The organism is Streptomyces sp. NRRL F-5126 (genome assembly GCF_000721265.1).
GTDB lineage: Bacteria > Actinomycetota > Actinomycetes > Streptomycetales > Streptomycetaceae > Streptomyces.
Map to the genome: position 1 here is coordinate 21762 of NZ_JOFZ01000010.1, position 14002 is coordinate 35763.

Genomic DNA, 14002 nt, shown 5'->3' on the forward strand with positions numbered 1-14002 from the left:
GAGCCAGCACGACGCAGGGAAGCGATTCCCCCACCGGCCGAAGCCAGTGGTTCCCTCACTAGGAGACTGATGGAGTCGAGAAAGATCGATCTGAACGCCGACCTCGGGGAGGGTTTCGGCCGCTGGCACCTGACGGAGGACGAGGCGCTGCTCTCGGTCGTCACGAGCGCCAACGTGGCCTGCGGCTTCCACGCGGGCGACGCGGTGACGATGCGCTCGGTGTGCGCGTGGGCCGCGGAGCGCGGCGTGCGGATCGGCGCTCAGGTGTCGTACCGGGACCTGGCGGGGTTCGGCCGGCGGTCGATGGACGTCCCGGCGGACGAGCTCGCGGCGGAGGTCGCCTACCAGATCGGCGCGCTGCGGGTGTTCGCGGAGGCCGCGGGGTCGCGCGTCTCGTACGTGAAGCCGCACGGCGCGCTGTACAACCGGGCGGTGCACGACGACGGGCAGGCCGGGGCCGTCGTGTCGGGCGTCCTCCTGGCGGGCGGCGGGCTCCCCGTGCTCGGCCTGCCGGGTTCCCGGCTGCACGCGCGCGCGGCGGAGGCCGGACTCCCGGTGGTGGCGGAGGCGTTCGCGGACCGCGCGTACACGGCGCGGGGCACCCTGGTGCCGCGTACCGAGGAGGGCGCGGTCGTCAGTGACGGCGCGGCGGTGGTCGAGCGCGCCGTGACGATGGCAACGTCCGGTTCGGTGACGGCGGTGACGGGCGAACGGGTGGACGTACGCGCGCGTTCGCTGTGCCTGCACGGTGACACGCCGGGCGCCGTGGAACTGGCGCGGACGGTGCGCGGGGCGATGGAGTCCGCGGGGGTGCGTGTGGAGCCGTTCGCGTGAGGACGGTGGGCGTCGGGGACCACGCGCTGCTCGTGGAGCTCGCGGACGGCGAGGAGACGGCGGCGCTGCACGGCGAGTTGCTGCGGCGCCGCGCGGACGGGTCGCTGCCGCGGGTGGGCGAGATCGTGCCCGCGGAACGTACGGTGCTGCTCGACGGGGTCGCGGACCCCGCGCGGTTCGCGGCCGAACTGGCGACCTGGCGGCTGACGGCGGCCTCCACGGCGGACGCCGCGTCCGTGGACGTGCCGGTGCGCTACGACGGGCCCGACCTCGCCGACGTGGCCGCCATGTGGGGCGTCGGTCCCCGGGAGGCGGCGCGGATCCACGCGGCGACGTCGTTCCGCGTGGCGTTCTGCGGCTTCTCCCCCGGCTTCGGGTACCTGACAGGACTCGGCGAGCGGTACGCGGTGGCCCGCAGGGCGACGCCCCGGACGTCGGTACCCGCCGGGTCCGTGGCCGTGGCGGGCCCGTACACCGGCGTGTACCCGCGTCCTTCGCCGGGCGGCTGGCAGCTGATCGGGACGACGGACGCCGTCCTGTGGGACACGGAACGCGAGCCCGCCGCGCTGCTGGCGCCCGGCACGCGCGTGCGGTTCGTGGCGGTGGAGGCGTGAGCGGCGTGCATGGCGCGAGCGGCGTGAGCAGCGTGGCGCGGGACGGTTTCACGGTGGTGCGGGCGGGTGCGCTGACGACGGTGCAGGACCTGGGCAGGCCGGGCCACGCGCACCTGGGCGTGCCGCACGCGGGCGCGCTCGACGCGCCGGCGGCGCGGCTGGCGAACCGCCTCGTGGGCAACGCGGACGGCGCCGCGGTGCTGGAGACCACGCTGACGGGGTGTGCGCTCAGGCCGGGGCGCCAGGTGACGGTCGCGGTGACGGGCGCCCCGGGCCCCGTCCTCGTCGACGGCCGCCCGGCGGCGTGGGGCGCGCCGGTGCTGGTGCCCGCGGGCGGTGTGCTGGAGGTCGCGCCGGCGCGCTCGGGCGTGCGCGCGTACGTGGCGTTCGGCGGCGGCGTCGCGGTCGCCCCGGTGCTCGGCAGCCGCTCGACCGACCTGCTGTCCGGGTTGGGGCCCGCGCCGCTGCGCGACGGGGACGTGCTGCCGCTCGGCCGCCCGACGGGCCCCGGCGCGCCGCCGGACGCGCTGCCGTGGCCGGCGCCGCCGGCGGAGCTGGTGCTGCGCGTTCGGCTCGGGCCGCGTGCCGACTGGTTCACGGACGCGGGGCTGCGGACGCTGACGGCAGGCGCCTTCCGCGTCTCGTCCGCGAGCAACCGCATCGGGCTGCGTACGGAGGGCCCCTCGCTGGAGCGCGCGAGGAGCGGCGAGCTGGCGAGCGAGGGCATGGTGACGGGCGCGGTGCAGGTACCGCCGGACGGCCGCCCCGTGGTGTTCCTCGCCGACCACCCGACGACGGGTGGCTATCCGGTGGTCGCGGTCGTGCGGTCGGCCGACCTCCCGGCGGCGGCCCAGGCGGCACCTGGCACGCCGATCAGGTTCGTCGTGACACGCGCGACGGCGGGCGGCCCGGCCGCGGGGCGCGCCCGCGCGTAGGGGCCCCGCCGGGCGTGGCGAGGCGGTGGCGGCGCCCGGCGCCGGCCGCCACGCGCGCAGCGGTGCGGGTCGATCCAGGCGCGCGTCCGCCCGGTGCCCCGCTTGGCCCCGGGCTGCGTGCGGCGCCCCGCCCTGGGGCGGGCAAGGGGTCCCACGCCCATGTCCGGGCGGCTGCCCACAGGCGAGCGGCCGCCCGTGGAACCACCGCCGCGTGTGACCGCCGGGGCTCCCGTCGGCCGCGCACCGGCGGCGTCCAGAAGGACCGGACCGTGCCCGGCGGGCGTCTCCGTCGTACGCGCTGCACGCTCGCGGTGAGCGGCCGTTCCCGCGATCACCGGCGCCGCGCGCCCCTCCCTGCGCCCGGCGCGGCGCGAGCGCAGCAGCGGAGCCGGGGGCGCGTGCCCGGCTCAACGTGCGGATGGCAGCGGGACCGGTAGGCCGCCCGGGGGCCACGAGCGCGCCCGGTGCGGCGCGGCGCGTGAGCTGCCCGGCGGGGAGCGGCGGGCCCCGCCCCAAGGGCGGCGGCGGATTCCCGCGCAGCCTCCTGGGCGGCGATGAGCCGGCGGGATCCGCGGACCCGGGCCCGCTCGGGGCCACGGGGCGCGGCCCGGTGCGGAACGCTCCGTGAGCCGCGCGGCGGGGCGGTGGCACGGCAGCCGGGATGCGGCGCCGGCGCAGGACCTCGCGCCGCGCAGACGCGGGTACACGACCACACGCGCGGCGCCACGGGCCGCGCCCGTGTGGCGCGCCGCGAGGGCCGCCCGGCGCGGTGGCGCGCGACGCGGCGGGCAGCGCTACAGCGCCGTCGCGTCCGGGCCGAAGCGGCTGCGTACCGCCGTCTGCACCTCGTCCTCCTCCGCGGGGTCGGCGGCGAGCGTGCGCAGCCGCTCCGCGACGCGCGCGTCGCCCATCTCCGCGTGCAGTGCGGCGATCTCGCGGGTGGTCTCCTCGCAGTCCCACAGGCACTCGAAGGCGAAGCCCGTCGCGTACGAGGGGTCGGTCGCGGCGAGGGCGCGCGCGGTCCTGCCGCGCAGCTGGGAGGAGGTCGTCTCGCGGTAGACGTGGCGCAGCACGGGCGCGGCGCAGGCGATACCGAGCCGCCCCGCGCCGTCCACGAGCGTCCACAGCGCGGGCGCGTCGGGGCCGTCGGCCCGTACCGTCTCGCGCAGGGCGCCGAGGACGAGCGGCGCGTCCTGCGCGGCGCCCCGTACGGCCAGCACGCGCGCGGCCGCCGCTCCGAGCCCGTCGGCCCTGTGGACCCAGCGCCGTGCCCTCTCCACGGCCGCGACGCCGCACATGCGCTCGAAGGCGGACACGGCCGCGTCCGCCACCGCGCGTTCGCCGCCCGCGGCCGCTTCGATCAGGTCGAGGGCCGCGGGGTCGGACGTCCTCGCCAGGTAGTGCAGGCAGGCGCCGCGGGCGCCCGGCGGCCCGCCCTGTGCGGCTTCGAGGATCGCCGGGCGGTCCTCGGGGCCTGCGACGGCGAGCAGGCAGCGCGACGCGGGCAGCCCCGGGTCGCCGCCGTCCTCGTGGCCCTGCTGTGCCCAGTCGAGTACGGCGCCGACGCTCCAGCCGGGACGAGGGCCCTGCGGCCGCAGCTGACGCTGCCACCGGTCGAACGAGCCGCGCTCGCCCGCCGCCCTGATGCGGTCGCCGACGCCGTCGCGCTCGTCGTCGGCCCACAGCCGCCAGGGTCGCGGCTCGAAGGCGTCGCGGACGGCCGCGGCGAGCGCGGCCTCGCCCTCGTGCGTCGCGGGGAAACGCGCCAGTACCGGCACGGCGAGGGCGCGCAGGCCCTGGTCGTCGTCGCGCAGCGCGAGCTCGTCGAGCGCCCAGGCCCAGTTGGAGCCCGTGACGGCGTAGCGCCTGAGGAGGTCGAGGGCGTCCCGCCTGCCGTACGAGGCGAGATGGCCGAGGACGGCCAGGGCGAGCCCGGTGCGCTCCTCGCCGGTCTCGTACCGGTCCTCGGCGCGGAAGAGGTGACGGTCGATCGCGTCGAGCCCGCCGTGGAGGTCGAAGTAGAGGCGCGCGTAGTACAGGGAGCGGTTCTCCGCCTGCCAGTCGTGGCGCGGGTCGCCGAGCACGCAGTGGTTGAGGGCGGTGAGCGCCTCGTCGCGCGGCGCGGCGAGCGCGTGCAGCGTGCCGTCGCCGCGGCCCCGCTGGAGCAGGCCGAGCAGGGTGCCGCTCGGAGCTATGACCGGATCGAACATTCGGGAAGCCTCACATCAAGCTGTCGACACAACCGGGGAGTACCTAGGCCGCGCGGCAACAAGGAGGACCCACTGTCGTCTGCTTGGTGTAGACCATTTCCCTGCCTCTCGTCGCAGGCCCGGTATGGGCCCGTCGTCATGATGACCCAGCGTTTTCGCCACCGCGACCACATTTAGGCGCCACCTGCTCATGCCCGGACTCGCGCACCGTATCCGTGCCGGGCGGAGCGTACTGCGCGGAACTTTGCATCCGGATCGGCAGCGACACTGGTCCATTGCGGTGAAAAAGATGGCCTTTCACCCATTTACACCTTTAGTCATATAGATACTTGGCGTCAGGATGGAACAACTCATGGTGACTGTCCCCTCAACCAGGAGAACACTCATGATTCTGTCTATCTCGGGCGTCGTGCTGCTGGGCATCATCGTCTTCCTCTTCTTCAGGAAGGACGGGCTCAAGGCGTCGCACGGCCTCGTGTGCGCCCTGTTCGGCTTCTACCTGGCGGGCACGGCCATCGCGCCGAGCATCACGGCAGGCGGGCAGAGCCTCGCCGGGCTCCTGGGCGGGATCAAGTTCTGACCCCTGGTCCGCGCGAGTGCTCATCGCCCGTCGAATCCCTTCCGCACCTCCAGGAGACAGCTGTGGCCCGGCGACCACTCCCCCGCATTCTGAGCAGCGGCACCATCCGTCTCGCGCGTGGCCGCGAGATGGCGCGTACGGCCGCCGACAGCGCCACGGACGTCCTCCATCCGCTGATCACGCTCACGCGCGGTCTGCGGCTGCTCGCCGTCGCGGCGCGGCAGAAGTGGGCCGGCACCCCGAAGGAACGGCGCGGTCCCGCGCTGTTCCTGGTGGCGGCCTGCGTCCTGGTGGTCGCGCTCATGCCGTACGGGCCGCTGCTCGCCCTCGTCACGGTCATGGCGCTGGCCGCGTGGAAGGGACGCGACCGCACCGCGCGCGCAACCGGGCCCGACGAGGCGGAGTCGCGGCGCCTGCAGTCCCTCTACGAGGCGCTGGTCCCGTACTTCTCCGTGCCGGAGGACCCGAGTCCGCTCTTCGCACACGGCGGGGAGTGGAGCGCGGCGTTCGACGCGTACGAGTTCGACGGCGAGGGGCGCCTGACCCGCCTGCGGGTGACGTACCCGCCGTACTTCACCGACGGTGACGCCACCGCGCGCGCCACGGTCGAACAGCTCCTGCACGCCAAGTCCGGGCGTGGCAGGGAGTACCACTTCGCCTGGAACGAGGAGGGCAACGAGCTCGTCATGAGCGTGCTGCCCGCCCTGTCCACGTCGATCGTCGCGCAGCGCTTCGTCACCGTCCCCGGCGAGACGCTGCTCGGCTTCACCGACGACGCGTCGGTACGGCGCACCGTGCCGGTCGTGGCCGGCGAGGAGACGCTGCAGGAACCGCCGGTCGTCTGGCGGACCGGGCAGCGGTCCACGGAGCCGCACCTCCTGGTGGCGGGCCTGCCGGGCGCCGGCTCGACGAGCCTGCTGCGTGGCATCGCGCTCCAGGCGCTGCGCCACGGCGATGTGCTGGTGGTCGAGGGCAGCGGCACGGGCGAGTTCGCCTGCTTCATGGGCCGGCCCGGGGTGCTCGGGGTGGAGTCGGCGCTCGGCGGCGCGCTCTCCGCGCTGGAGTGGGTGGCGCGCGAGACCGAGCGGCGGCTGGTCGCGGCGAACCGGGCGCGGCAGGCGGGGCTCGCGCTGCCCGACGACGTCAAGCGGCCCCTGTGGGTCCTCTTCGACCGGCCGAGCGTCTTCGCCCACCTGGCGGCGGCCGAGTCCATGCGCGACCCGCAGCAGTTGCTGACCGTGCCGCTGCGGCACGGCAGGGCGGCCGGGGTGACGGTCGTGGTGGCCGACCAGATCGACGCGCTCGACTGGGTCGAGGAGACCGTCAAGGCGCACACACGCGCGCGCGTCGTGCTCGGCGCCGTCTCCGCGGGGGTGGTCGAGTCCGTGCTCGGCGCGCCCCCGCACACGACCCCGACGCCGGAGGTCCCGCCCGGCCGCGGGTACGCGCGCTTGGGCGCCCGCGAGGTGCTGCGCCTTCAGGTGCCTGCCACGCCCGACCCCCACGACGAGTCGGCGCCCGCCGCGCACCGCGAGGCGGTGCTCGGCCTGCTGCCGGCACGCGGCGAGGAGTCCGCGGAGCGGGCGGAGCCCGAGCCGGATCCGGGCGTCGCTCCGGGCCCGGGCACCGGCCCCGGAGCGGCAGCGGGGCCGGAACCCGAGCCGGAGGCCGCCGACGGCTCCCGCCCGGCCGTGGGGCAGGAGCCGGCCGACGAGCCGGAGCCGAGCGAGGAGCGGCCGGAGCACGAGCCCGCGCCGGAACCGGCCGTCGAGCACGCGGGTCGGGTGCCCGTGCTGAACCGGCTGCTGACGGAGGGCTGACGCGGCGCCCCGGCGCCGGCCGTGCTTCCCGGGCGGCCGGTGGAGCGACTGCCCGCGAGGCTCGCGGCCCCGCGGGGGGAACCCCAGAAGGCGGCGGCCCGCCCGCGCCGACCGCCACTCCTGGAGGTGAGTGTCCGCCGGAGCGCAGACCCGCGCCCCGCACGAAGCGACGGCCACGCACGATCCCGCGCCGGGCCCGTCGCCGGACGGGAACAGGCGCCCGCGGCGTGCGCGCCCGTGCTACGCCACGAACGTGCGGGGCGGCGTGTGCGGGGCCGCGCCCGAGTCCAGGAGGCCGACCGCTCGGGCCAGGCGCGCCGCCGCCTCCGTGGCCACCGGGCCCGAAACCGTGAACGGCAGCCGCACGTATCCCTCGAAGGCGCCGTCCACCCCGAAGCGCGGACCCGACGGCACGCGCACCCCGACCCGTTCGCCCACCTCGGCGAGGCGCGAGCCCGACAGTCCGCCCGTGCGCACCCAGAGCGTCAGTCCGCCCTCCGGGACGTGGAACTCCCAGCTCGGCAGCGCCCGGCTGACCGCGGCGACCAGCGCGTCCCTGTTCTCTCTCGCCTGCGACCTGCGCAGCGTCAGGGCCTCCTCCCAGCCGCCGGTCCGCATCAGCCAGTGCACCGCGAGCTGTTCGAGCACGGGCGTGCCCATGTCCGCGTACGCACGTGCGGCGACCAGCGAGCGGATCACGTCGGGCGCCGCCCGTACCCAGCCGATCCGCATCCCCGCCCAGAACGCCTTGCTCGCCGAGCCCACCGTGATCACCGTGGAGCCCGCCGGGTCGAACGAGCAGACGCGGCGCGGCATGCTCATGTCCTCGTCGTGGTGCAGCTCGGACATCGTCTCGTCGACGACGAGCACCGTTCCCGAGCACCGCGCGACGTCGACGAGGCGCCTGCGCTGGTCCTCGTCCGCCAGTGCGCCCGTCGGGTTGTGGAAGTCGGCGACGACGTACGCGAGCCGCGGCGCCGAGTCCCGCAGTGCCTGGCGCCACCTGGGGATGTCCCATCCGGACAGGCCTTCTGCCATGGCGACGGGGACGAGGCGCGCGCCCGCCTCGCGCATCAGCTGGAGGATGTTCGCGTAACTGGGGGACTCCACCGCGACGCGCTCGCCGCGCCCGGCGAACAGGTGGGAGATCGCGTCGATGGCGCCCATGGCGCCCGTCGTCACCATGATCTGCTCCGGCATCGTGGGCACGCCGAGCGCGGTGTAGCGGTCGGCGAGCAGTTGCCGGAGCGCGGGCAGGCCCGCCGGGTAGTCGCCGTGGGTGTGCGCGTACGGCGGGAGGTCCTCGAGCGCGCCGCTCACCGCACGCGTCAGCCACGGCTCGGGCGCGGGCAGCGCGGCCGTGCCCAGGTCGATGAGCGAGCCGAGCGACTCGGGCGGCAGCGGTTCGAGGCCGCGCGCGGGCAGCGGGTTGCCCGCGGGTACGGCCGTCCAGCTGCCCGCTCCCCTGCGGGACTCCAGGAACCCTTCACCGCGCAGCGCCTCGTAAGCCGCCGCGACGGTGGTGCGGCTCACGGCGAGCGCCACCGCAAGTTCGCGCTCCGCCGGCAGCCGCGCGGCGACCGGCACCCTGCCCTCGAGGACGAGCAGCCTGACGCCGTCCGCGAGCGCGCGGTAGGCGGGCTTCCTGCGGCCGCCGCCCGACGCCGGCCGCGCGGTGTCCTGGCGCTGTGCCTTGAGCTGCCGCGCGAGCTGGGTAGCGCCGACCGCTGACGTCCACTCGGCCATGAATGCGGTCCACCTTCCCCGGATTGGCCATGGCTGGCCCTGATCGGCAGGGAACAAGCTGGCGTTTCACCAGTCCACCGATGCCAGGGAAAGGGTACGCCGTGTTCCTCTCGCTCCGCCGGGTCCGGGGACTCCCGCGACGCCTCGTTCAGCTGTACGCCGGCCTCGTGCTGTACGGCGCGAGCTCCGGTCTCATCATCAGGGGCGACCTCGGGCTCGAACCGTGGAACGTACTCAACCAGGGCGTCGGGGACCTGGTCGGCCTGTCCATCGGTACGGTGTCGATCGTCGTCGGCGCGGGCGTGCTGCTGCTGTGGATCCCGCTGCGGCAGCGGCCCGGTCTCGCCACCGTCTCCAACGTGTTCGTGGTGGGGCTCGCGATCGACGCCATGACGGCCGTGCTGCACCCGGTGCACGGCATGGCGGTGCGGATCGCCCTGCTGGTCTGCGGCATCGTGCTCAACGGCGCGGCGACCGGCCTGTACATCTCCGCCCGCTTCGGCTCCGGACCCCGCGACGGCCTGATGACGGGCCTGCACCGGGTGACGGGCCGCTCGATACGGCTGGTGCGCACGGCGATCGAGGTCACCGTCGTCGCGGCGGGGTTCGCGCTCGGAGGCTCGCTCGGCGTCGGCACCGTCGCCTACGCGCTGGCGATCGGCCCGCTCGCGCAGATCTTCCTGCGGATCTTCGCCATCCCCGCGGCCGACGGCGGTGCCGCGGCAGCCACCCGCGAGGCGGCCGAGGGCGCGATACTGCGGCCGTGAACCGCGAACACCAGCTCCATCCGTACCTCGGCCGCCGCACGCCCATCCCGTTCGCCCACAGGGGTGGCGCGGCCGACGGCATCGAGAACACGGCCGCCGCGTTCCGGCGCGCCGCGGGCCTCGGGTACCGCTACTTCGAGACGGACGTGCACGCCACGGCCGACGGCCGCCTCGTCGCCTTCCACGACGCGACGCTCGACCGGCTGACCGACGCCGCGGGACGCATCCGCGACCTGCCGTGGTCCGAGGTCGCCGATGCGCGTGTCGCGGGGCGCGAGCCGCTGCCGCTCTTCGCGGACCTGCTCGCCGAGTTCCCGGCCGCGCGGTGGAACGTCGACGTCAAGGCGGAGGCGGCGCTGCTGCCGCTGCTCGACCTGATCCGGGAGGCGGACGCCTGGGACCGGGTCTGCGTCGGCTCGTTCTCCGAGGCGCGCGTGGCCCGTGCCGCCCACCTCGCGGGCCCGCGGCTCGCCACCTCCTACGGCGTGCGGGGCGTGCTCGGGCTGCGGCTGCGCTCCCTCGGCGTCCCGGCCTTCGTCCGCGCCGGGGCGGTCTGCGCGCAGGTCCCGGTGGAGCACGCGGGCGTGCGAGTGGCGGACCGCCGCTTCCTCACGTGGGCGCACGCGCGCGGGCTTCAGGTGCACGTCTGGACGGTCAACGACCCGGATCGGATGGGAGCGCTCCTCGACCTCGGCGCGGATGGCATCATGACCGATCATCTGGAGACGCTCCGCACGGTGTTCGAGGCGCGGGGCGTATGGCGCTGACCGGCCGCCGGGCCCGTTTCCCGCGGACGGCGGCCCGGGACGCGGGGGACGGGGAGGTGGCGGGTGACCGCCGAGATCGTGGACGGCACGGCGGCAGGCGAGGGGTCCGCGGCACGGCGGCGTGAGCAGCGGGGCTGGTACTTCTACGACTTCGCCAACTCGGTCTACTCGACGAGCGTCATCACGGTCTTCCTCGGCCCGTACCTGACGTCGGTCGCGAAGAACGCCGCCGACGCACACGGCTTCGTGCACCCGCTGGGCATCCCTGTGCGTGCCGGGTCGCTGTACGCGTACACGATCTCCGTCTCGATCGTGATCGCCGTGCTGCTCATGCCGCTGGTCGGTGCGGTGGCGGACCGTACCGGGCGCAAGAAGCCGCTGCTCGGGGCCGCCGCGTACGTGGGCGCCGCGGCGACGGCCTGCATGTTCTTCCTGGACGGCGACCGCTACCTGCTCGGGGCCTTCCTGCTGATCGTGGCGAACGTGGCGCTGCCCGTATCGTCGGCGCTCTACAACGCCTACCTGCCGGAAATCGCCGAGCCTGCCGAGCGCGACCGCGTCTCGTCGCGCGGCTGGGCCTTCGGCTACACGTCCGGCGCGTTCGTGCTCGTCCTCGATCTCGCGCTGTACTCGGGCCACGACTCCTTCGGGGTGTCCCAGTCGACGGCGGTACGCGTCTGCCTGGCCACGGCGGGCCTGTGGTGGGGCGCGTTCACCGTGGTGCCGCTGCGCAGGCTGCGCGACCGCCGCGCCGCCGCGCGGCGCACGGACGGCGCGCGGGGCGGCACGGCACCGGCGCGCGGCGCCGTCGCCGGCGGCTGGCGCCAACTCGCCGCGACGCTGCGTGACATGCGCCGCCATCCGCTCACGCTCGCCTTCCTGCTGGCGTACCTCATCTACAACGACGGCATCCAGACGGTGATCTCGCAGGCGTCGGTCTTCGGCTCCGAGGAGCTGGGGCTCGGGCAGACCACGCTGATCGTGGCTGTCCTCCTGGTGCAGGTGCTGGCGGTCGCCGGGGCGCTGGCCATGGGCAGGATCGCCCGCGTCTACGGCGGCAAGCGGACCGTGCTCGGTTCCCTCGGCGTATGGATCCTCATCCTGGTCGGGGGGTACTTCCTGCCGGCGGGGGCGCCGGCGTGGTTCTTCGGCCTCGCCGCGGCGATCGGCCTGGTGCTCGGCGGCAGCCAGGCGCTTTCCAGGTCGCTGTACTCCCACCTCGTGCCCCGGGGCAAGGAGGCCGAGTACTTCTCCGCCTACGAGCTGAGCGACCGCGGCCTGAGCTGGCTCGGCCCGCTCGCATTCGGCCTCGCGTACCAGCTGACCGGCAGCTACCGCGTGGCGATCGTCTCACTGCTGGTGTTCTTCGTGGTGGGTTCTGTGCTGCTGGCGCGGGTACCGCTGACACGGGCGGTGGCGGCCGCGGGCAACACCGCGCCCGAGCGGATTTAGACGCGGGACCCAAAGGGCGGTAGTGTACGCGTTTGGCCTGCCAGCTGTACCGTTCCTTCGTGGTTCGGTATGTAAAATACGGGGTGACATCTCTTGCCACAGGTGACAAACCGGGCGCTGGCGGGTACCCGAAGACCAAGTGAGCACCAGCGGTACAACGGGCGACGCAGCACCGGGACGGGAATCTTTACCGCCGACCGGACGTTGACCGGAAGACGACGACAGCGACACCTTGTCCTGTGGGCGACAAGCCCGGGAGGCACGATTCATGAGTGAGCGAGCTCTCCGCGGTACGCGACTCGTGGTTACCAGCTACGAGACGGACCGCGGCATCGATCTGGCCCCGCGCCAGGCGGTGGAGTACGCATGCCAGAACGGCCATCGATTCGAGATGCCGTTCTCGGTAGAGGCGGAGATTCCTGCGGAGTGGGAGTGCAAGGCGTGCGGCGCCCAGGCACTTCTGGTGGACGGGGACGGCCCCGAGGAGAAGAAGGGCAAGCCCGCCCGTACTCACTGGGACATGCTGATGGAGCGGCGTACGCGCGAGGAGCTCGAAGAGGTCCTCGCCGAGCGGCTGGCCGTGCTGCGGTCGGGCGCAATGAACATCGCCGTACACCCGCGCGACAGCAGGAAGTCCGCCTGACGTCCTGACGCGGCGGCGCTTGTGGCGCGAGACGGAACACGGGCCGCGGGCCCCGGCACGGATTCCGTGCCGGGGCCCGCGGCCCGTGTCTGTCATGTGGTTCCCGCGGGTTCGTGCGGGTCACTCAGGGAGTGAGGGGCGGCCTCGGGCCCTCGTCGTCACCCCGCTGCCCCGGGCGCCGTCCGGCGCCTTCGTCGTCCCTGACGACCTCGCCCTGGACCACGTTGCCCTCCTGGCGCATCCGGGCACGCTGCGCCTGCTGGAAGGCGTCCTGGAGGTCGCCCGGCACCGCGGCCCGCATCCGCTTCTCCATCGACCGGTCCGCGATCCGCCCGACGACGGACCTGACCGGGGGGATCAGCAGGAGCAGCCCCGCCGCGTCCGTGATCAGGCCGGGGACGATGATCAGCAGGCCGCCCAGCATCAGGAAGCCGTTGCGGCTGGAGTGCGCGCTCTGCTCGCGGCTCACCTCGCCCTGGCGCTGTTGCTGCTGGAGCGTCTGCCGCAGGCTCTCGAAGGCGCGTCGGCCGGCCGTCTTCACGACGACGGAGCCGAACACGATCCCCGCCACGATGATCAGGAAGACGATCAGGCCGCTCGTGGCGGAGCCCACCAGGGTGAGCAGCCAGATCTCGAGCGCGATCCAGACGAGCACGGCGAGGGGCGCGAGGGAACGGGCGCGCGAGCGCTTGGGCACCGGCCCCTGCGGCGTTGCTGTGGTCATGACTCCAGTGTGCCTGGCGGGGCGTCCGTCCGGGGTAAGCGGCCGACGGGTTTCGGGCCCGCGGCCCGGGCGGCGTCCGTCAGGACGACTCGGCGGCCCGCGACTCGGCGCCGCCCTCGCGGGCGGGCGCCGGCGCGCCGATCGGGCCGCGGCCCAGCATGCGGTTGGCGCGGGTCTCCACGCCCCAGGCCGTGACACGCCAGAGGGCCTCGACGAAGATGTCCCGGCTCATCTTGGAGTCGCCGATCTCGCGGTCGACGAACGTGATGGGGACCTCCACGACGTGGAATCCCGCCTCGACCGCGCGCCGGGCGAGGTCGACCTGGAAGCAGTACCCCTGCGAGGCGACCTCGTCGAGGCCGATGCCCTCGAGCGTCTCCTTGCGGAAGGCGCGGAAGCCGCCTGTGACGTCCCTGATCGGCACGCCGAGCAGCAGCCTCGAGTACGTGCTGCCGCCACGGGAGATGAGCTCCCTGGTGCGCGGCCAGTTGACCACGCGGCCGCCGGGCATCCAGCGTGAGCCGAGCACCAGGTCGGCGCCCTTGAGCGCGGTGAGCAGGCGGGGCAGTTCCTCGGGCTGGTGCGAGCCGTCCGCGTCCATCTCCACGAGCACGCCGTAGCCGTGGTCGATGCCCCAGCGGAAGCCCGCGAGGTAGGCGGCTCCGAGGCCCTCCTTGCCCTTGCGGTGCAGTACGTGGACATTGTCGTCCTTCGCGGCGAGCCCGTCGGCGATCCGTCCGGTGCCGTCAGGGCTGTTGTCGTCCGCGACCAGCACGTGGGCGTCGGGCACCGCGGAGCGTACGCGCCCGACGATGGCCTCGATGTTCCCCGCCTCGTCGTAGGTCGGGATGATCACCAAGGCCGAGCCGAGCGGACCGAACCGCCTCTGACCGCCGTCGTTCACGTATGC

The 14002-nt window shown here is 74.6% G+C and carries 13 protein-coding genes; 9 read left to right on the top strand and 4 right to left on the bottom strand.

Going from position 1 to position 14002, the window contains the following annotated elements; translation table 11 throughout:
- Positions 1–69 precede the first annotated feature (69 nt).
- From IH48_RS0121525 to IH48_RS0121535, 3 genes are read left to right on the top strand one after another with little or no spacing between them, the layout of a single operon-like run.
- Complete coding sequence (locus IH48_RS0121525) at positions 70–834, top strand: LamB/YcsF family protein (protein ID WP_030907027.1); 765 nt, start codon at positions 70–72, stop codon at positions 832–834.
- Positions 831–1448, top strand: a complete 618-nt coding sequence (locus tag IH48_RS0121530; RefSeq protein WP_030907030.1) for a 5-oxoprolinase subunit B family protein — start codon at positions 831–833, stop codon at positions 1446–1448. Before IH48_RS0121525 ends, IH48_RS0121530 begins: the two co-directional genes overlap by 4 nt.
- Positions 1445–2383, top strand: coding sequence for a biotin-dependent carboxyltransferase family protein (locus IH48_RS0121535; protein ID WP_234434340.1), 939 nt, complete (start codon positions 1445–1447; stop codon positions 2381–2383). Before IH48_RS0121530 ends, IH48_RS0121535 begins: the two co-directional genes overlap by 4 nt.
- Positions 2384–3177: 794 nt before the next feature.
- Here IH48_RS0121535 and IH48_RS0121540 read toward each other — a convergent pair.
- Positions 3178–4593 carry a hypothetical protein gene (locus tag IH48_RS0121540; RefSeq protein ID WP_030907038.1) on the bottom strand — a complete coding sequence of 472 codons (1416 nt, stop codon included), beginning with the start codon at positions 4591–4593 and terminating at the stop codon, positions 3178–3180.
- A gap of 385 nt (positions 4594–4978) precedes the next feature.
- Between IH48_RS0121540 and IH48_RS0121545 the strand changes: the two genes are divergently transcribed.
- Together IH48_RS0121545 and IH48_RS0121550 are read left to right on the top strand one after the other, a co-directional pair.
- Complete coding sequence (locus IH48_RS0121545; RefSeq protein WP_030907041.1) at positions 4979–5173, top strand: hypothetical protein; 195 nt, start codon at positions 4979–4981, stop codon at positions 5171–5173.
- A gap of 62 nt (positions 5174–5235) precedes the next feature.
- The gene (locus IH48_RS0121550; RefSeq protein WP_078849935.1) at positions 5236–6993 is read left to right on the top strand and encodes a hypothetical protein; all 1758 of its coding nucleotides are present in this window, start codon (positions 5236–5238) and stop codon (positions 6991–6993) included.
- 240 nt (positions 6994–7233) lie between these two features.
- On the opposite strand, the gene IH48_RS0121555 is transcribed toward IH48_RS0121550, so the two are convergent.
- Complete coding sequence (locus IH48_RS0121555; RefSeq protein WP_030907046.1) at positions 7234–8739, bottom strand: PLP-dependent aminotransferase family protein; 1506 nt, start codon at positions 8737–8739, stop codon at positions 7234–7236.
- 80 nt (positions 8740–8819) lie between these two features.
- Here IH48_RS0121555 and IH48_RS0121560 point away from each other — a divergent pair, with 80 nt between their 5' ends.
- From IH48_RS0121560 to IH48_RS0121575, 4 genes are all read left to right on the top strand, one after another.
- Positions 8820–9506 (top strand): membrane protein, encoded by a 687-nt coding sequence (locus IH48_RS0121560; protein ID WP_051840328.1) that lies wholly within the window; start codon positions 8820–8822, stop codon positions 9504–9506.
- Positions 9503–10273: a glycerophosphodiester phosphodiesterase gene (locus IH48_RS0121565; RefSeq protein ID WP_030907052.1), complete on the top strand. Its 771-nt coding sequence runs from the start codon at positions 9503–9505 to the stop codon at positions 10271–10273. Before IH48_RS0121560 ends, IH48_RS0121565 begins: the two co-directional genes overlap by 4 nt.
- A gap of 63 nt (positions 10274–10336) precedes the next feature.
- Positions 10337–11725, top strand: coding sequence for an MFS transporter (locus IH48_RS0121570; protein WP_030907055.1), 1389 nt, complete (start codon positions 10337–10339; stop codon positions 11723–11725).
- Positions 11726–11993: 268 nt separating this feature from the next.
- On the top strand, positions 11994–12368 hold the full coding sequence (locus IH48_RS0121575) for an RNA polymerase-binding protein RbpA (RefSeq protein WP_030907058.1): 375 nt from the start codon (positions 11994–11996) through the stop codon (positions 12366–12368).
- 124 nt (positions 12369–12492) lie between these two features.
- Here the strand turns inward: IH48_RS0121575 and fxsA are convergent, their stop codons facing one another.
- Both fxsA and IH48_RS0121585 read right to left on the bottom strand, forming a co-directional pair.
- Positions 12493–13092, bottom strand: a complete 600-nt coding sequence (gene fxsA, locus IH48_RS0121580; protein ID WP_030907061.1) for an FxsA family membrane protein — start codon at positions 13090–13092, stop codon at positions 12493–12495.
- Between the two features lie 79 nt (positions 13093–13171).
- Positions 13172–13996, bottom strand: coding sequence for a polyprenol monophosphomannose synthase (locus tag IH48_RS0121585; RefSeq protein ID WP_051840330.1), 825 nt, complete (start codon positions 13994–13996; stop codon positions 13172–13174).
- Positions 13997–14002 lie beyond the last annotated feature (6 nt).